General features: G+C 71.7%; 14 protein-coding genes and 1 tRNA gene. 6 read left to right on the forward strand and 9 right to left on the reverse strand.

The annotated features are described in order from the left end of the window. Positions 1-27 precede the first annotated feature (27 nt). From ACZ7EC_RS20045 to ACZ7EC_RS20075, 7 genes are all read right to left on the reverse strand, one after another. Positions 28-537 (reverse strand): hypothetical protein, encoded by a 510-nt coding sequence (locus ACZ7EC_RS20045; protein ID WP_471064277.1) that lies wholly within the window; start codon positions 535-537, stop codon positions 28-30. Between the two features lie 52 nt (positions 538-589). After that, positions 590-1,192, reverse strand: a complete 603-nt coding sequence (gene pth, locus ACZ7EC_RS20050; RefSeq protein WP_471064225.1) for an aminoacyl-tRNA hydrolase — start codon at positions 1,190-1,192, stop codon at positions 590-592. Positions 1,193-1,268: 76 nt separating this feature from the next. After that, positions 1,269-1,865 (reverse strand): 50S ribosomal protein L25/general stress protein Ctc, encoded by a 597-nt coding sequence (locus ACZ7EC_RS20055; RefSeq protein WP_471064227.1) that lies wholly within the window; start codon positions 1,863-1,865, stop codon positions 1,269-1,271. Positions 1,866-2,065: 200 nt separating this feature from the next. Beyond that, the gene (locus ACZ7EC_RS20060; RefSeq protein ID WP_046427674.1) at positions 2,066-3,046 is read right to left on the reverse strand and encodes a ribose-phosphate diphosphokinase; all 981 of its coding nucleotides are present in this window, start codon (positions 3,044-3,046) and stop codon (positions 2,066-2,068) included. Between the two features lie 154 nt (positions 3,047-3,200). Next, entirely contained in the window at positions 3,201-4,649 is a 1,449-nt protein-coding gene (gene glmU, locus ACZ7EC_RS20065; RefSeq protein ID WP_471064229.1) for a bifunctional UDP-N-acetylglucosamine diphosphorylase/glucosamine-1-phosphate N-acetyltransferase GlmU, read from the reverse strand. Between the two features lie 118 nt (positions 4,650-4,767). Beyond that, positions 4,768-4,839 (reverse strand) — tRNA-Gln (locus tag ACZ7EC_RS20070). A 23-nt stretch (positions 4,840-4,862) separates the two neighbouring features. Next, positions 4,863-5,723 carry a terminase gpP N-terminus-related DNA-binding protein gene (locus ACZ7EC_RS20075; protein WP_471064230.1) on the reverse strand — a complete coding sequence of 287 codons (861 nt, stop codon included), beginning with the start codon at positions 5,721-5,723 and terminating at the stop codon, positions 4,863-4,865. A gap of 166 nt (positions 5,724-5,889) precedes the next feature. Between ACZ7EC_RS20075 and ACZ7EC_RS20080 the strand changes: the two genes are divergently transcribed. Continuing rightward, positions 5,890-7,215 carry a sensor histidine kinase gene (locus tag ACZ7EC_RS20080; protein WP_471064232.1) on the forward strand — a complete coding sequence of 442 codons (1,326 nt, stop codon included), beginning with the start codon at positions 5,890-5,892 and terminating at the stop codon, positions 7,213-7,215. A gap of 118 nt (positions 7,216-7,333) precedes the next feature. Here the strand turns inward: ACZ7EC_RS20080 and ACZ7EC_RS20085 are convergent, their stop codons facing one another. Both ACZ7EC_RS20085 and ACZ7EC_RS20090 read right to left on the reverse strand, forming a co-directional pair. Further along, entirely contained in the window at positions 7,334-7,828 is a 495-nt protein-coding gene (locus ACZ7EC_RS20085) for an SUKH-3 domain-containing protein (RefSeq protein ID WP_471064234.1), read from the reverse strand. Positions 7,829-7,898: 70 nt separating this feature from the next. Continuing rightward, positions 7,899-8,411 carry a YwqJ-related putative deaminase gene (locus ACZ7EC_RS20090; protein ID WP_471064236.1) on the reverse strand — a complete coding sequence of 171 codons (513 nt, stop codon included), beginning with the start codon at positions 8,409-8,411 and terminating at the stop codon, positions 7,899-7,901. Positions 8,412-8,685: 274 nt separating this feature from the next. Here ACZ7EC_RS20090 and ACZ7EC_RS20095 point away from each other — a divergent pair, with 274 nt between their 5' ends. The 5 genes from ACZ7EC_RS20095 (at position 8,686) to ACZ7EC_RS20115 (ending at position 17,189) form a co-directional block, all read left to right on the forward strand. Next, on the forward strand, positions 8,686-9,705 hold the full coding sequence (locus ACZ7EC_RS20095) for an SMI1/KNR4 family protein (RefSeq protein ID WP_471064279.1): 1,020 nt from the start codon (positions 8,686-8,688) through the stop codon (positions 9,703-9,705). Between the two features lie 10 nt (positions 9,706-9,715). Then, on the forward strand, positions 9,716-12,349 hold the full coding sequence (locus ACZ7EC_RS20100; RefSeq protein ID WP_471064238.1) for an SUKH-4 family immunity protein: 2,634 nt from the start codon (positions 9,716-9,718) through the stop codon (positions 12,347-12,349). A gap of 152 nt (positions 12,350-12,501) precedes the next feature. After that, positions 12,502-13,389 (forward strand): cellulose-binding protein, encoded by an 888-nt coding sequence (locus ACZ7EC_RS20105; protein WP_471064240.1) that lies wholly within the window; start codon positions 12,502-12,504, stop codon positions 13,387-13,389. A gap of 432 nt (positions 13,390-13,821) precedes the next feature. Next, the gene (locus tag ACZ7EC_RS20110) at positions 13,822-14,610 is read left to right on the forward strand and encodes an ABC transporter ATP-binding protein (protein ID WP_471064241.1); all 789 of its coding nucleotides are present in this window, start codon (positions 13,822-13,824) and stop codon (positions 14,608-14,610) included. Next, positions 14,607-17,189: an ABC transporter permease gene (locus ACZ7EC_RS20115; RefSeq protein WP_471064243.1), complete on the forward strand. Its 2,583-nt coding sequence runs from the start codon at positions 14,607-14,609 to the stop codon at positions 17,187-17,189. The genes ACZ7EC_RS20110 and ACZ7EC_RS20115 overlap by 4 nt, the downstream gene beginning before the upstream one ends. Positions 17,190-17,401: the final 212 nt, after the last annotated feature.

The raw sequence follows: 17,401 nt of genomic DNA on the forward strand, positions 1-17,401 counted from the left end.
TCGGGGGCACCCTCGATTCCCGCACCCTCACTGCACCGCGACGAACGCCGCCGTCAGCAGCCCCACACCCGCGAGACCCAGCCCCCACGCCAGCCGCGACAGCCGCATCCCGCCCGCCACCACCACCGAGGCCAGCAGCAGCGCGCCGCCCAGCGGCACCCAGGCGTACAGGATCCCGGCCGGCCCCGAACGCACCGCGTCCGAACCGCCCGGCTTCAGCACCACGGCGTACACCCGCCCCTTGCGCACCGCGACCGGCTCCGCGATCTCCACCCGCGCACGGGCCCGCGCCCCCGCCGACGTCGGCGTGAACGCCCCGCTGCACCTGCCGCCCGCACACGCGGTCACCTTCACCGTGCCCTGCTCGCGCCCCTTGGGCAGCAGCACATGCTGCGCGTTCCCCCAGGAACCCCACACCCCCGCGAACACGATCAGCGCGGCGACCGCGCCCATCACCGCGACCCGCCCGAACCGCAAGGCGGACACGGACACCCGGGCGGCGGAACGACTGGCGGTGGCAGGCATGGCCGGGATCATTGGCCATCCCGCCACGGCCGGTCAACTCCGCCCCGCGGCATAGCCGTACAAGTCAGGAGTTGTACGTGCTCTGCGCCCGCTCCAGGCCCTCGATCACCAGAGCCTCCACCGCGTCCGCCGCACGGTCCACGAAGTAGTCCAGCTCCTTGCGCTCCGCGCCGGAGAAGTCCTTCAGCACGAAGTCCGCCACCTGCATACGACCCGGAGGACGGCCGATCCCGAACCGCACCCGGTGATAATCCGGACCCATCGCCTTCGTCATGGACTTCAGACCGTTGTGCCCGTTGTCCCCGCCGCCCAGCTTCAGCCGCAGCGTGCCGTAGTCGATGTCCAGCTCGTCGTGCACGGCCACGACATTCGCCACCGGCACCTTGTAGAAGTCCTTCAGCGCGTTCACCGGGCCACCGGACAGGTTCATGTACGACATCGGCTTCGCCAGGATCACCCGGCGGTTCGCGGGACCCGCGGGACCGATCCGGCCCTCCAGCACCTGCGCCTGCGCCTTCCCCGCCCGCTTGAACTTCCCCCCGATCCGCTGCGCGAGCAGGTCCACCACCATGAAGCCGACATTGTGCCGGTTCATCGCGTACTCCGAGCCGGGATTCCCGAGCCCGACAACCAACCAGGGATCACTGGCGGGGATGGTCACGTCCATCTCTCCTCGATACACGCCAGCCGCCGCTCCCCGCGAGGGGAAGCGACGGCTGAACACCTGACGGCCGAGCCGGGGCTCAGGCCTCCGCGGACTCTTCGCCCTCGGTGGCCTCCTCGCCCGCGGCCTCCTCGGCCTGGGCCTGGAGGACCTGGAGGACGACGGCGTCCTCCTCGACGGCCAGCGAGACACCGCTGGGCAGCTTGATGTCCTTGGCGTGGACGGAGGCACCGGCCTCCAGGCCCTCCACGGAGACGGTGACCGACTCCGGGATGTGCGTGGCCTCGGCCTCGACCGGCAGCGCGGCCAGGACGTGCTCCAGCAGGTTGCCACCCGGAGCCAGCTCGCCCTCGGTGTGCACCGGGATCTCGACCGTGACCTTCTCGCCGCGCTTGACCAGCAGCAGGTCGACGTGCTCCAGGAAGCCCTTCAGCGGGTCACGCTGCACCGACTTCGGGATCGCCAGCTCGTTGGTCTTGCCGTCGATGTCCAGGGAGATCAGGACGTTCGGCGTACGCAGCGCCAGCAGCAGCTCGTGGCCCGGCAGGGTCAGGTGCAGCGGGTCGGAACCGTGGCCGTACAGCACACCCGGAACCTTGTTCTCACGGCGGATGCGGCGCGCCGCACCCTTGCCGAACTCGCTGCGGGACTCAGCGGCGATCTTCACCTCGGACATGTGAATCACTCCTCGTAGTAACTAGGGAACGGACGTGGTCACCCGGCCACGAACGGCCTGCTACGAAGAGCGCGTCGATAACGGACCGCCGTACGCACGCGTACGGCCTCCCTCGCCGAGCAACGCCAGAAGCTTACCCGGACCCGGAGGCCGCACCAAAAGGATCTTCAGCTAGCCGCGACGGCCCGCCTGCAGAAACCTCACTGCTCGTCGAAGAGGCTCGTCACCGAACCGTCCTCGAACACCTCACGCACCGCACGCGCGATCGTCGGAGCGATCGACAGCACCGTGATCTTGTCCTGCTCCCGGCCCAGCTCCGCCGGCGTCGGCAGCGTGTTCGTGAACACGAACTCACTCACCCGCGAGTTCTTCAGCCGGTCCGCCGCCGGACCCGACAGCACACCGTGCGTCGCCGTCACGATGACATCCTCCGCACCATGGGCGAACAGCGCGTCCGCCGCCGCGCAGATCGTGCCACCGGTGTCGATCATGTCGTCCACCAGCACGCACACCCGGCCCTCGACCTCACCCACGACCTCGTGGACGGTCACCTGGTTCGCCACGTCCTTGTCCCGGCGCTTGTGCACGATCGCCAGCGGCGCACCCAGCCGGTCGCACCAGCGGTCCGCCACCCGCACCCGGCCGGCGTCCGGCGACACCACCGTCAGCTTGTTCCGGTCCACCTGCTCACCCACGTAGTCCGCCAGCAGCGGCAGCGCGAACAGATGGTCCACCGGCCCGTCGAAGAAGCCCTGGATCTGATCCGTGTGCAGATCCACGGTCAGAATCCGGTCGGCACCCGCCGTCTTCATCAGGTCCGCGATCAGACGCGCCGAGATCGGTTCACGACCCCGGTGCTTCTTGTCCTGACGGGCGTAACCGTAGAACGGCACGATCACCGTGATGGAGCGGGCCGACGCACGCTTCAGCGCGTCGATCATGATCAGCTGCTCCATGATCCACTTGTTGATCGGAGCCGTGTGGCTCTGGATCAGGAAGCAGTCCGCACCACGCGCCGACTCCTGGTAACGAACGTAGATCTCACCGTTGGCGAAATCGAAGGCCTTCGTCGGGACGACCCCGACACCCAGCTGCTGGGCGACCTCCTCGGCAAGCTCGGGGTGGGCGCGGCCGGAGAAGAACATCATCTTCTTCTCGCCGGTCGTCTTGATCCCGGTCACAGCACAGTCTCCTCAGAGGTTGTCTCAACCCAGCCGACCGCTCGACGGCCTCCCGTCCGAGCGTGAGAGGCCGAATCAACTGGTAAGGGTGCGGGTGCACACGTGCGGATGTGCACTTATCACGGTACGCCGACTTTGACGCACCCGTTTCCGGTCAGTCCTCGCCACCGCCCGGCCGGGAAGCCTCCTCGGCAGCCCTCGCCGCCGCACTCCCCGGCCGCTTCCGAGCCACCCAACCCTCGATATTCCGCTGCTGACCACGGGCCACGGCCAGCGAACCGGGCGGCACGTCCTTCGTGATCACGGACCCGGCGGCGGTGTACGCCCCGTCCCCGACCGTGACCGGTGCCACAAACATGTTGTCCGAACCCGTACGGCAATGCGACCCGATCGTGGTGTGATGCTTGTCCTGCCCGTCGTAGTTCACGAACACACTCGCCGCGCCGATGTTCGTGTGCTCACCGATCGTCGCATCGCCCACGTACGACAGATGCGGCACCTTCGTGCCCTCGCCGATCCGCGCGTTCTTCGTCTCGACGTACGTCCCGATCTTGCCCTTCGCACCGAGCCGCGTCCCCGGACGCAGATACGCGTACGGCCCCACGCTCGCCTCCGCGCCCACCACCGCGCCGTCCGACACCGTGTTGTCCACCCGCGCCCCCGCGCCCACCTTGGTGTCCTTCAGCCGGCTGTTCGGACCGACCTCCGCACCGCGGGCGAGATGCGTGGCACCGGTCAGCTGCGTGCCCGGATGCACCACCGCGTCCTGCTCGAACGTCACGGTCACGTCCACCCACGTGGTCGCCGGGTCCACCACGGTCACGCCGTCCAGCATCGCCCGCGTCAGCAGCCGGTCGTTCAGGATCCGGCGCGCCTCGGCCAGCTGGACCCGGTTGTTGATCCCCGCGATCTCCCGGTGATCGGCCGCCACCGACGCCCCGACCCGGTGCCCCGCCTCGCGCAGGATCCCCAGCACGTCGGTCAGGTACTCCTCGCCCTGGCTGTTGTTCTTGCGCACCTTCGTCAGCGCGTCCGCCAGCAGCGGGCCGTCGAACGCGAACACCCCGCTGTTGATCTCCCGGATCGCCCGCTGGGCCGCGCTCGCGTCCTTGTGTTCCACGATCGCGGTCACCGCGCCCGTCGCCTCGTCCCGCACGATCCGCCCGTACCCGGTGGCGTCCGGGACCTCGGCGGTCAGCACGGTCACGGCGTTGCCGTCGGCGCGATGGGTCTCGGCGAGCCGCTGGAGGGTCTCGGCGGTGAGCAGCGGGGTGTCCCCGCAGACCACGACGACGGTCCCGGTCACGGCCCCGCCCAGTTCCTCCAGACCCATCCGCACGGCGTGTCCGGTGCCGTTCTGCCGCTCCTGCACGGCGGTGCGCGCGGCCGGGTCGGTCTCCGCGAGGTGCGCGGTGACCTGCTCGCGGGCGTGGCCGACGACGACGACCAGGTTCTCGGGCTTCAACTCGCGTGCGGCGGCGAGCACATGGCCCACGAGGGAGCGGCCGCAGATCTGGTGCAGCACCTTGGGTGTGGCCGACTTCATACGGGTGCCCTCACCCGCTGCGAGAACGACGACGGCTGCCGGGCGGATGGCACTCACGGTTTGCCCTTCGGCTCTGAGGGTGGGAACAGCCGCAGGATACCGGGGCAGGGTTTGGGGGATATGGGGGCGGGGCCTGAGGGGGCGTCGGCCGGTCAGGACCCAAACTTGGCAGTTGCTCCCCCGCCAGGACTCGAACCCGGACAGATGGCACCAAAAGCCACAGTGCTGCCAATTACACCACGGGGGAACATATTCGACTAAACCGGACATTTAGTCCGGCTGCCGAACGGCGCCTCCTACTATGCCGTACCAAGCGCCTTCCATGCGACGGTACAAGGCGGCGCTCTGCCTGACATGGATCGCGAGGCAACCGCGGTAGCTGTCACCCGTGTTCTTCCGGACGGTTCGCGGGTTGTGCTTCTTCAGCGTGGCCCTGCTGAATGCGGACACGTCGATGCCGACGATGTCTGCCCAGTACTTCTCGGCGGCTTCGACGGCCGCGGTTTCGTGGATGCGGACGCGAAGGGTGAGACGGTCCCGCGTCACCCCCAGTAGGTCCAGCCAGCGCAGAAAGAGCTTGATCACATCTGGGTCGCTGTTGATGAACTGAAGGACCTCGGCGCGGCGGTGGGGCTTGGACTTGGCGCCCTCCGCCCAATAGAGAGCGACGCCCGCGATGAACAGCTCCCGGTCCGACAGGTCGCCGATCGCGGCCGCCGCCGCTTGCCTCGTCGCCGCCCTCTTTTCTTCCTGGGACGCCCGCAGTCTCGCCAGCCCCGCGTTCATCCGGGCCCGCTGTTCTTCCGGCGTGCACCTCGGCTCGGGATGCGGCAGGTCTCGTACCCACAGGGAGACCGAACTCTTGGAGCAGCCGAGCTCGGCTTGGATCTCGTTGTAGGTCCAGCCCTGGAGTCGAAGCTCCCTGGCCCGTTCGCGGAGGTCGTCCTTGGCGTTCGGGCGTTGGGTCCAGGCGGGTGGGGGTTCGTCTTTGACCAGTTGGCTGAGGAGGTCGCTGTTGAAGATCTTCAGCCGGTCGCGGATCTGGCGGAGGCTGTGGCCCGCTCGCCGCAGCGCCACCGCCTGTTTCCGTAGGTCCTCGAAGTCGGCGTATTTGCCGTGGGTGTGTGCCATGGGCATACCGTCCGGGCGGAATGAGAGATTCCGGGACCGAACGCGGAGGGTTCACCAGTTCGAGGGAAAGGGGGAGGTTTCGATGCCGATCGATTACGCAGCGTGGTGTGTGGAGGTAGGCGAAAGTCACCGGAAAAGCCGCACCTGCCGCCCGTAGGCTGGACGCATGACCATGACGGGGGAAGAGCACGCCAGGGCGCTGACCGGCCCTTGGTGGTGGCCGCGCCGGCGCAGCGCGGTGTTCGACGGCGCGCTGGCGCTGGCGTCCGCGCTGGAGTGCGGCGCGGAGGGGATCGGTTTCGCCCGCGACGCGGGGATCCCGGTCTGGGCGGGTGTCCTGTTCGGTGTGGTGGCCGGCGTGGTGCTGCTGGTGCGGCGCAAGTGGCCGGTCGCCGTCGTGCTGGTGGCGATCGCGGTGACCCCGGCGCAGATGGGTTTCCTGCTGGGCATCGTCGGCCTGTACACGCTGGCCGCGGCGGAGGTGCCGCGGCGGGTGATCGGCGCGCTGGCGGGGATGTCGCTGGCGGGTACGGCGGTGGTGACGTTCGTGCGGGTCCGGCAGGACATGGCGCGGGGCGATCTCACGCTCGGTGACTGGTTCGTGCCGTTCGCCGCGGTGGCGACGGCGCTGGGACTGACGGCTCCGCCGGTGCTGCTGGGGCTGTATGTGGGGGCGCGGCGACGGTTGATGGAGAGCCTGCGGGAGCGGGCGGACAGTCTGGAGCGGGAGCTTCAGCTGCTCGCGGAGCGGGCGGAGGAGCGGGCCGAGTGGGCGCGCAGCGAGGAGCGGACGCGGATCGCGCGGGAGATGCATGACGTGGTCGCGCACCGGGTGAGTCTGATGGTGGTGCACGCGGCGGCGGTGCAGGCGGTGGCGCGGAAGGATCCGGAGAAGGCGGTGCGCAATGCCGCGCTGGTGGGGGACATGGGCCGGCAGGCGTTGACGGAGTTGCGGGAGATGCTCGGGGTGCTGCGGGCGGGCGAGGCGGACCAGGGCGCGGGCCGTGCGGCGGCGGGGGTGCCGTTGGCGGCGGTGGGCGAGGCGGCCGCGGCTGCCGCGGCGGCGGCTTCGCGGGTGGCCGAGGAGTCCGCTGAGGGGCCGTGTCTGTCGGAGCTGGAGGAGTTGGTGGGGCAGTCGGCGGCCGCGGGGATGGTGGTGGAGCTGTCGGTTCAGGGGGAGGCGCGGTCGTACCCGGCGGAGGTGGAGCAGACGGCGTACCGGGTGGTGCAGGAGGCGCTGACGAACGTGCACAAGCATGCGGCGGGGGCGAAGACGCATGTGCGGTTGGCGCACCGGGTGTCGGAGATCGCGATGCAGGTGGAGAACGAGCCGCCGGGGGAGCCGGGTTCGGCGTCGGCGGCGGGGTTGCCGTCGGGTGGCAATGGTCTGGTGGGGATGCGGGAGCGGGTGCTGGCGCTGGGCGGGGTGTTCGTGTCGGGTCCGACGGAGGAGGGGGGCTTCCGGGTGTCGGCGGTGATTCCGGCGGCGTAGGGGTAGGTCGTGGGGGAGGAGGCGTAAGGGGGGCGGGCGGGCCGGGGGTTTCCTCTGCCCGTCCCGCGGGCCCCGCCCCTCCCCGGCCCCCCCCTGATCCTTCCCGGTCTTTCCCGTGTCAGCCTGCAGTGAGCCGTACCGGTTCTATTCCGGTGACGAGGGTGGCCAGGGCGTGGTCGATGTCGGGGCCGAGGTACCAGTCGCCGGTGTGGTCGAGGGCGTAGACGCGGCCTTCGGTGTCGATGGCGAGGGCGGCGGCGGTGTCGGTCTCGATGCCCAGGGGGCAGAGTTCGGTGCCGAGGGCGCGGCCGAGGTCGCCGAGGGTGCGGGCGAGGTGGCGGCCGTGCAGGGGGTCGAGGTGGAGGGTGGCGGGGGCGATCTGGCGTCCGCTGCCGCCGGGGGCGATGTGCAGGCCGCCGAATTCGGCCCAGGCTTCGACGGCGGCGGGGAAGACGGTGTGCCGGTGGCCGGCCGGTGAGGTGTGTTCGCGCAGGGTGTCGGCCCAGATCTCGGCCTGCTTTATGTCCCAGCGTCCGGGTTGCCAGCCGGCGGCGCGCAGGGCGGCGTCGACGGGGACGGAAAAGCGCGTGGTGGAGGTGCGGTCGGGGTGCATCTGCCCTTTGTTCGTCGTGTCGTTCGTCGTGTTGACGGGTGGTGCGGGGTGGCCCGCGGCGGCCGGGTGGTCAGTCCTTGGTGGTGGGGTCGACGACGCGGACGCCGAAGTGGGAGGTGAGGGCGGTGCACGCGCGGCAGGGGGTGGCGAAGCTGCCGTGCAGGGGGTCGCCGTCCTCGCGTATGCGGCGGGCGGTGAGCTTGGCGTGTTTGAGGGCCTTGCGGGCTTCGCCGTTGGTCATGGGCCTGCGGGAGGCGCGTTTGCTGCGGGTGGCGTCGGCGGCGGCGAGGTGCCGGGAGATGAGGATGGTTTCGGCGCAGCGTCCGGTGAAGCGGTCGCGCTGGGCGCTGGGGAGGGTGTCGAGGAAGTCCTGGACGAGGGGGTGCAGGGTGGGGGGTTCCTCGCCGCGGGCGGCGGTGCCGGTGAGGGTGGTGCCGTGGACGGAGAGGGCGGCGGCGACGGTGGGCAGGATGCCGTCGCGGCGTTGCCGGAGGGTGGGTGCGGGGGGTGTGTCGGTGCCGCTCCAGTCGATGCGCGGGTCGCCGGCGCGCACGTCGGTACCTCCGGTCTGCAAGGTGTTCATATCGGTTTTCCCTCCCCGTGCTGTCCCCCGAAGGACACAGGGTGCCAAATGCCGTGGGTGGTGCGGAAGCTGGGGCGGTGCGACACGCCCGTGATGGGTGGGGTCGGTCACGGTGGGGTGACGGCTGGTCACGGAGGTGGGGGTGGGGGCGGCGGGCGCGGGCCGCGGGGGGTGCGGTGGGCCGGTGACCGGGGTGCGGGTACCGCTTAGGCTGTCGGCATCCGCGATCGACATCGCCGTTCAGGCCCAAGAGAACGCCCAGGGGGCAACCGCCATGACGACAGGTCGGCTCGGGCTGGGGGCTCCTCCCGGCCGCCAGGGGGGACAGGCCGTACCGCCGAACGCGGCGTACGCGGGGCAGGTCGTGCATTTCCCGGATCCGGTGCGGGCGGCGCGGCATCCCGGCGGGGTGCGGGTCGACGAGCGTGGTTTCCCGGATTTCTCGCCGTACGCGCGGGTGGCGGTGGAGATCGCGGAGCCGCCGGAGGGTTTCGGCGTCGACGAGTTGCGGCTGACGGACTACGTGTCGGCGAACGCGGCGCTGGCGGCGGCGGGGCACGAGTGGTGGGACACGGTGCCGGATGTGGCGACGCCGCATGGCTGGACGTGGCATCACGTGGCGGGCACGCGGCGTCTCGAACTGGTGCCGGTCGATGTGAAGGCGCTGCTGCGGCATCACGGCGGGGTGGCGACGGCTCCGGTGGACCACGGAAAGCGGGGGACGCGCCCGTTGCAGGAGACGCGGCCCGCGCATTTCGGTCTGCCGAAGTCGGGGGTGGCGGTGACCGAGGCGCAGGTGCAGGGGGTCGAGGAGGATCTGGGGTACCGGCTGCCGGGTGCCTACCGTGACTTCCTGAAGGCGGCGGGCGGTTGTGCTCCGGTGGGTACGGCGCTCCTCGCCGAGCTGGGGCTGCTGCTGGACCAGCCGTTCTTCACGGTGCGGGACGAGGCCGCGGTCAACGACCTGGTCTATGTGAACAAGTGCCTGCGTGACCATCTGACGAAGGACTATCTCGGGGTGTCGTTCGTGCAGGGCGGGTTGCTCGCGGTGAAGGTGCGCGGCGAGCGGCTCGGTTCGGTGTGGTTCTGCGCGTACGACGATGTGCGGGACGCGGATCCCTCGTGGCCGCCGGCGGAGCGGGTGGAGCGTCTGCTGCTGCCGTGCGGTGACGACTTCGACGCGTTCCTGTCCCGTCTGGCGGGCAATCCGCCGGAGTTGGAGACGGTGGCGAATCTGATGGTGGACGGCGGTTTCGCGCGTGTCGTCCCGGTGTCCGGTCCGGTGGGGGAGTGAGCTGACGGCGATGGTGACGTACGCGCAGGCGCAGGAGCGCGCCGAGGAGTGGATCAACGGCGATGTGCCCGCGTACCAGCACCGTGAGGTGCGGGTGCGGGAGTTCGAGCTGGGGTTCGTGGTGTGGGGCGAGGACCGGGCGGAGGGGCCGCGGTCGGACGCGGGCGCGCAGCGGCTGGTGATCGCGCGGGACAGCGGTGAGGCCACGTTGTGGCCGGCGCTGCCGGTGGGTGAGGTGATCCGCCGGTACGAGGAGGAGTACGGCGGTTCCGACGGTCCCGTGGACGCGGCGCCGGCGCCGGCGGCGCGGTTGGATCTGAATCAGACGTCGTTCCTGCTGACTCCGCCGGAGTGGTTGCAGGAGGCGGCGGACAAGCTGGGGATAGGGGAGCGGCGGCAGGCGTCGGCGGATTCCGGTGCGTCGGACGGTTCCGGTGCGTCGGAGGGTGCCGGGGTGCCGGTGGCGGCTTCCGCGGACTCTTCGGTGACTTCGGCTCCTTCGGCTCCTTCGGTGGGTGCTCCCACTCCTCCTCCCGCTCCGGTTCCCGCTCCCGCGGACGTGCCGGCGGGGGCGACCCCGTGGGCGGGTACGGACACGAACGGGGGCGCGGGCGAGGACGACGACCGTTCGGTGCCGTTGCCCGCCACGGTGTTCGCGCCGCCGCTGAGCGGTTCCGGCGAGGACGCGCCGCCGGTCTCCGTACCGGACGCGAAGACGGCGCTGATGTCGGGCGGCAGTCAGTTGCCGCGCACGGCGGTCGCACCGGCGCTGGACCTGCCGAACGAGCCGGGCGCGCCGGGTGGTGCGCCGGGCGCGCCGCTGGGCAGTACGCCGCCCCCGCCGCCTTCTCCGGGCGCCGGGGCCTACGGCTATCCGCAGGCCCCGGCAGGCCCCGAGGCCCCGGTGCCGGGCGGCATCCCGCATCCGGGTGCGCCGAACGCCGGGGACATCGCGGACGCCGCGACGAGCAAGGCCGCGCCGCCGAAGAGGGCGCGCGGCGAGGTGGGCGCGCCGCCTCCGCCGCCGGGTGCGCCGGGTGCGTCGCCGGGCGGCGGTTACGTGCCGACGCGTCTCGTGTCCGCGGTCGTCCCGGAGAGCGCGGAGAACGCTGAGAACGCGGAGCGGGCGGAGGGGCAGGACGGTACGGCGGGTGCGCCCAGGCCGCCCGCGCCCCCCGCGGGCGGCGTGCACCACGCGGCCACGATGCTGGCCGCCCCCGGTCCGGTGGGCCCCGGTGCTCCGCAGCCTCCGGCGGCTCCGGGGATGCCGGGTGCGCCGGGTGTTCCGCACGCGCCGGGTATGCCCGGTGCTCCGGGTGCGCAGGGCGGTCCGGGTGCCCCCGGCATGCCCCCCGTCCCCGGCGCGCCCCAGCCACCCGCGGCCCCCGGCATGCCCCCGGTTCCCGGCGCCCCGCAGCCTCCCGGCGCTCCCGGTATGCCCGGTGCCCCCGCGGCGCCGGGTGCGCGTGGTGCCGTACACCAGGCGGAGACCATGCTGGCGGCGCCTCCCGTGGGCGGCCCCGGTGTGCCCCCGCCCCCGCCGCCGGCCGCGCCCGGTGTTCCGGGCATGCCCGCGGGGGTGCCCGGTGGCCCGCCGCCGATGGCCCCGCCGCAGATGGGCGCCCCCGTGCCGGGGCAGCCCGCGGCGTACGGGTATCCGCAGGCCGGGCAGCCGACGGTGGGCCCCGGTTACCAGGCCGTGCTGCGGTATCGGGCGCAGGACGGTTCGGAGCAGCAGCTGATCCGGCGTTCGGCGCCGGGTACGCCGCATCCGGAGTGGCAGATCTTCCATGAGCTGCGGTCGATGAACGTGCCGCCGGGCCAGGTGCTGGAGCTGCACACGGAGCTGGAGTCGTGCGAGCTGCCGGGTGCCTACTGTGCGCGGATGATCCGGGAGCAGTGGCCGCAGGCGCGGATCACGAGCATCGCGCCGTACGGCACCGACCATGCGAGCCGGCAGCAGGGGATGGCGCAACTTCTGGCGCATCAGGGCGAGTTGCACCAGGTGGCGGACGGTCCCGCGCGGCCCGCGCCGGTGCGTGCGCCGTTGCCGCCGGTGCAGGCCGCGCCGCCGGTGCCGCCGGAGGCCGCCGGGCAGGAGCTGGCGGCGGCGTTCGGGCCGGGGGTCTTCCGGTTCGAGCAGCAGGCGGTGTCCCGGCAGGGGGTGCCGCCGATCGTGGCGCACACCCTGGTGGTGGCCGGGCTGCCGGTGGACATGGGCCCGTTCTTCTGGGCGCAGGCGCAGCCGGGCCGTCCGGTGCCGACGCTGGCGGAGCTGGCGGCGGAGCGCGGGGTGCAGCCGGCGGCGGACGCGGGGTCGTACCTGGTGATGGGCACGGACTTCGGCAAGGCGCTGTGTGTGCAGTACGGGACGGCGAACATCGTGGCCGTGCCGGTGGAGGCCGGTCCGGGTGGTGCGCCGGTGCCGCCGCAGTTCGTGAACACCGGGCTGCCGGAGTTCGTGCGCTGCCTTGCGCTGCTGGGCCGGATGTGGCGGCTGCGGTACGGGCTGAACCAGGAGCAGGCGGGCCGCTGGACCGTCGATTTCCAGGCGCAGCTGGCCGCGTTGGACCCGGCGGCGCTGGGTTCGCCGGAGAGCTGGTGGTCGGTGCTGCTGGAGCAGATGTGGGACGGGCTGCTGTAGCCGGGCCCGCGGGAACACTCCGGGGTGGCGGACCGCGGCACTCCGCCTGTGACACGGCGGCGGAGTGTCGCGTTATGAACAGGTGAGCCCGATCCGTCACGATGTGCGCGAACTCTGCTGTCGTACATGTCGGTCGGAGAGGGGTTCCCGAGGTGAGCTGCGCATGGATGCCGCCGAACGGCTTCACGACCGTCCGGGGGCGCGGTTACCGGCCCGAGCAGGTCCATGCGTACCTGGAGGCGCTGTCCGGGGAGCGGGACGCCGCGTGGGAGCGCGCGGCGCGGCTGACCGTGCTGGCCAAGGACATGGCGGCGGAGGCCGCGCGGCTGCGCGAGGTGGTCTCCGGGCTCGGGCCGCAGGAGTACGACTCGCTCGACGAGGGCGCGCGCAGGTTGTTCCAGCTCGCGCTGGAGGAGGCGCGGCAGCTGCGGGAGCGTGCGCGGTGCGAGGCGCGTGAGCTGGTCGCGCGGGCGGCGGCGGACGCGGAGGGCGTGCGCCTGGCCGCGCAGGAGGCGGCGGACGCGGTGCGCGCGGCGGCCGACGAAGACGCCTGCCGGGTCCTGCTCGCCGCCCGCGCGGAGGCCGACGAGCTGCGCGTCGGCGCGCGGCGGGCGGTGAAAGCGGCCCGCAAGGAGGCACTGGAGGAGCTGCGCACGGTACGCCGCCGCACCGGCGACCTGCTGGCCGGGCAGTCCCGCGATCAGGCCGAGCGCTTGGCCGCGGCGGAGCGCGCGGAGGCCGAGGCGGTGGCGGCCGCGGACGCGCACGAGGCCGGGCTTGTGGCCCTCGCGGAGGAGGAAGTGGCCGCCGCGAGGCGCGCGTTGGGGGAGGCGGAGGAGTACGGCCGCCGGTGCGAGGAGGAGGCGCACGCCCGCGCGGCCTCGATCGCCGCCGAGGCCCGTGCCCGCGCCGACCGGATCGCCCACGAGACCGAACGGGTCCTGCGCGAACACAGCGCGACCTGGGACGACGTGCAGGCCCACATGGACCATGTGCGCAGCAAGCTGACGGCGCTGACCGGTCAGGCGGTCGTGGAGTAGCGGCCGGGGTGGAGACGGGCCCGCCCGTGGGTGGAGGCGAACCCCGAGAAGGGGTCCGTCCGGGGGCGGGGATCCCCTAGGGGTATCTCCGTATCAGGGCTCGGGGAGGGCTCGTCCCGGCGGAGGACGAGCCGCGGCAGGAGACTTCCTTAAGCTGGCTTTACGCCGCTGGGGGGTGGCCGGCCCGAACGGAGGGGTGGGGTTTTCCCCCTGCCGAAGAGGGGGCTGTGCACCAGCGCGCCGCACCCTCGTCGGGCGCGAGACTCATGGACGTAGCCGCGACCACGCATGACGCGGACCGCACCGTGGAGGAGGCGGGGCAGCAGCCCGCCGATGACGCGGGCAGCACCGCTCGGCGCGTGGCCGGAACCGCACGCATCGGAACTCCGGGGCGTCGCACACGCACTTGCCGACCGATATAGGAGACATACCGTGACATCGGCTGTGACCATTCCCAGGCACGGGGGCACTGGAGGGCTGACGGCCGTTGCCGCGCGGGCGCGGCAGGTCGTGAAGGCGTACGGATCCGGGGAGACCCGTGTCGTCGCGCTGGACCACGTCGACGTGGACATCGCCGGCGGTCAGTTCACCGCGATCATGGGCCCCTCGGGGTCCGGCAAGTCCACGCTCATGCACTGCCTCGCGGGCCTCGACACGGTGACGAGCGGTCGGATCCATCTGGCCGACACCGAGATCACCGGCCTGAAGGACAAGAAGCTCACCCAGCTGCGCCGGGACCGGATCGGCTTCATCTTCCAGGCGTTCAACCTGCTGCCGACGCTGAACGCGCTGGAGAACATCACGCTGCCGATGGACATAGCCGGCCGCAAGCCCGACCGCGCGTGGCTGGACCGGGTCGTGGAGACCGTCGGCCTCGCCGGGCGGCTCAAGCACCGGCCGACGCAGCTGTCCGGCGGCCAGCAGCAGCGCGTCGCCGTGGCCCGCGCGCTCGCCGCCCGCCCGGAGATCATCTTCGGTGACGAACCGACCGGAAACCTGGACTCGCGCGCGGGCGCCGAGGTGCTGGGCTTCCTGCGCCGCTCGGTGGACGAACTCGGCCAGACCATCGTCATGGTGACCCACGACCCGGTGGCCGCCTCGTACGCGGACCGGGTGCTGTACCTGGCCGACGGCCGCATCGTGGACGAGATGCACCAGCCGACGGCCGATCAGGTCCTGGACCGCATGAAGGACTTCGACGCGCGGGGGCGCACGTCATGACCGTGCTGAGAACCTCGATGCGCAACTTCTTCGCGCACAAGGGCCGCATGGCGCTCTCGGCGGTCGCGGTCCTGCTGTCGGTCGCCTTCGTGTGCGGCACGCTGGTGTTCACCGACACCATGAACACCACCTTCGACAAGCTGTTCCAGGCGACCTCCTCGGATGTCACGGTCAGCGCTCAGGGCGCCTCCGACACCGGCCAGACCACCTCCCGCACCGGCAAGCCGCCGGTCATGCCGGCCTCCGTCGTCTCCACCGTCCAGGGGGCGCGCGGCGTGCGGTCGGCCGAGGGCACGGTCTTCTCCACCTCGGTGACCGTGATCGACGGCCGGAAGGACAAGCTGTCGCCGACCAGCGGCGGCCCGACCATCGTGGGCAGCTGGAACGGCAACGACGCCCGCACCATGGAGATCACCACGGGCGCGGCGCCCAAGGGCCCCGGCCAGGTGATGGTCGACAAGGACACCGCCGCCAAGCACCATCTGAGGCTGGGCGACGACATCGGCATGATCTCGGTCGTGGGCACGCACCACGCCCGCGTGTCCGGCATCGTCGCCTTCAAGGTGACCAATCCCGGCGCGGCCGTCTTCTACCTGGACACCAGGACCGCCCAGCGGACCCTGATCGGGCGCACCGGTGTCTACACGGACGTCAATGTCACCGCCGCCCGCGGCGTGACGAACGACCAGCTGAAGAAGAACGTGACGGCCGCCCTCGGCCACGGCTACAAGGTGCGTACCGCCAAGGAGGTCGCCGACGCCAACCAGAAGAGCGTCGAGAGCTTCCTGAACGTCATGAAGTACGCGATGCTCGGCTTCGCCGGAATCGCCTTCCTGGTCGGCATCTTCCTGATCATCAACACCTTCTCCATGCTGGTCGCCCAGCGCACCCGCGAGATCGGCCTGATGCGCGCCATCGGTTCCTCCCGCAAGCAGGTGAACCGCTCCGTGCTGGTCGAGGCGCTGCTGCTCGGTGTGATCGGCTCCGCGCTCGGCGTCGGCGCGGGCGTCGGGATCGCGGTCGGTCTGATGAAGCTCATGAGCGGCATGGGCATGGAGCTGTCCACCGACGACCTGACGGTCGCCTGGACCACGCCCGCGCTCGGCCTGCTGCTAGGTGTCGTGGTCACCGTTCTCGCGGCCTATCTGCCCGCCCGCCGAGCCGGGAAGGTCTCGCCGATGGCGGCCCTGCGCGACGCCGGCACCCCGGCCGACGGCAGGTCCGGTGCGGTGCGCGCCGTGCTCGGTCTGGTGCTCACCGGCGCCGGCGGCTGGAGCCTGTACGCCGCCGCGACCACCGACGAGGCCAAGCCCGGCTCGGGGCTGCTGGGCCTGGGTGTGCTGCTCACCCTGGTCGGCTTCGTGGTGATCGGCCCGCTGCTCGCCGGCGGTGTGGTCCGGGTCCTCGGCGCGATCATCCTGCGGGTCTTCGGTCCGGTCGGCCGGATGGCGGAGCGCAACGCGCTGCGCAACCCGCGCCGCACCGGTGCCACCGGCGCCGCCCTGATGATCGGCCTCGCCCTGGTGGCCTGCCTGTCCGTGGTGGGCTCCTCGATGGTGGCCTCGGCCACCGACCAGCTGGACAAGACCGTCGGCGCGGACTTCATCGTCCAGGGCGACCAGGAATTCAGCTTCGTCAAGCCGCAGATGGTGCGGCAGATCGAGGCGACGCCCGGCCTGGAGCGGGTCACCGAGTACAAGCTGCTCGACGCGACGCTGAGCACGCCGGACGGCAAGGTCTCCAAGGGGGAGACGATCAACGCGGCCGACGCCACCTACGCGAAGGACGTGCGCACCAAGACGGTCGCCGGTGATCTCGCCGATGCCTACCGGCCCGACTCCATGTCCGTCTTCGAGGGCTTCGCCAAGGCGCACGGGATCAGGGTGGGCTCCACGGTCACGGTCGGTTTCAAGGACGGCAGGGCCGCCAGGCTGACGGTCCGCGCCATCACCAGCGACGACGCGGTGATCGACAAGGGCGCGATGTACGCGTCCATCCCGACCGTCGCGAAGTACGTGCCGGCCGACCGGATGCCGCTGGACCAGCTCGTGTTCGCCACCGCCAAGGGCGGGCAGGAGGCGGCCGCCTACGCGTCGCTGAAGCGGACGGTGCACGCCGACCCGGCGCTGACCGTGCGTGACCAGACCGACTACAAGAAGGCGCTCAAGGACCAGATAGGCCAGCTGCTCAACATGATCTACGGCCTGCTGGCCCTGGCGATCATCGTCGCGGTCCTCGGCGTGGTGAACACCCTGGCCCTGTCGGTGGTGGAGCGGACACGGGAGATCGGCCTGATGCGGGCCATCGGTCTCTCCCGCCGCCAGCTGCGGCGCATGATCCGCCTGGAGTCCGTGGTGATCGCCGTCTTCGGCGCCCTGCTCGGCCTGGGCCTCGGCATGGGCTGGGGCGCGACCGCCCAGCAGCTCCTCGCCCTCCAGGGGCTCGACGTGCTGGACATCCCCTGGCCGACGATCATCGCCGTCTTCATCGGCTCCGCCTTCGTGGGCCTGTTCGCCGCCCTCGTCCCGGCCTTCCGCGCGGGCCGTATGAACGTGCTGAACGCCATCGCCACGGACTAGCCGCCACCGGCCGGTCCGACGACCACCGCATACGGGGGTTGCGGGGGAGCACCCGGTACCGAGGAGTCCTGAGGACTTCCCGGTACCGGGTGTCCGTCCGTCCGGGATGGTGGGGTTGTCCACAGGCACCGGCGCCGACCCCGGCGGCGTCGTACGCTGGACACCCCCGGCCGCGCCCCGCGCCGGGCTGCTTGCGTTGCCCACCCCGGACG

This window comes from Streptomyces sp. NPDC037203 (assembly GCF_055605065.1).

What these genes read in the sequence shown, in the direction of transcription:
- ACZ7EC_RS20045 (WP_471064277.1), bottom strand. Translation starts at nt 537, where the DNA reads ATGATCCCGGCCATGCCTGCCACCGCCAGTCGTTCCGCCGCCCGGGTG.
- pth (WP_471064225.1), bottom strand. Translation starts at nt 1,192, where the DNA reads ATGGACGTGACCATCCCCGCCAGTGATCCCTGGTTGGTTGTCGGGCTC.
- ACZ7EC_RS20055 (WP_471064227.1), bottom strand. Translation starts at nt 1,865, where the DNA reads ATGTCCGAGGTGAAGATCGCCGCTGAGTCCCGCAGCGAGTTCGGCAAG.
- ACZ7EC_RS20075 (WP_471064230.1), bottom strand. Translation starts at nt 5,723, where the DNA reads ATGGCACACACCCACGGCAAATACGCCGACTTCGAGGACCTACGGAAA.
- ACZ7EC_RS20080 (WP_471064232.1), top strand. Translation starts at nt 5,890, where the DNA reads ATGACCATGACGGGGGAAGAGCACGCCAGGGCGCTGACCGGCCCTTGG.
- ACZ7EC_RS20085 (WP_471064234.1), bottom strand. Translation starts at nt 7,828, where the DNA reads ATGCACCCCGACCGCACCTCCACCACGCGCTTTTCCGTCCCCGTCGAC.
- ACZ7EC_RS20090 (WP_471064236.1), bottom strand. Translation starts at nt 8,411, where the DNA reads ATGAACACCTTGCAGACCGGAGGTACCGACGTGCGCGCCGGCGACCCG.
- ACZ7EC_RS20095 (WP_471064279.1), top strand. Translation starts at nt 8,686, where the DNA reads ATGACGACAGGTCGGCTCGGGCTGGGGGCTCCTCCCGGCCGCCAGGGG.
- ACZ7EC_RS20100 (WP_471064238.1), top strand. Translation starts at nt 9,716, where the DNA reads ATGGTGACGTACGCGCAGGCGCAGGAGCGCGCCGAGGAGTGGATCAAC.
- ACZ7EC_RS20115 (WP_471064243.1), top strand. Translation starts at nt 14,607, where the DNA reads ATGACCGTGCTGAGAACCTCGATGCGCAACTTCTTCGCGCACAAGGGC.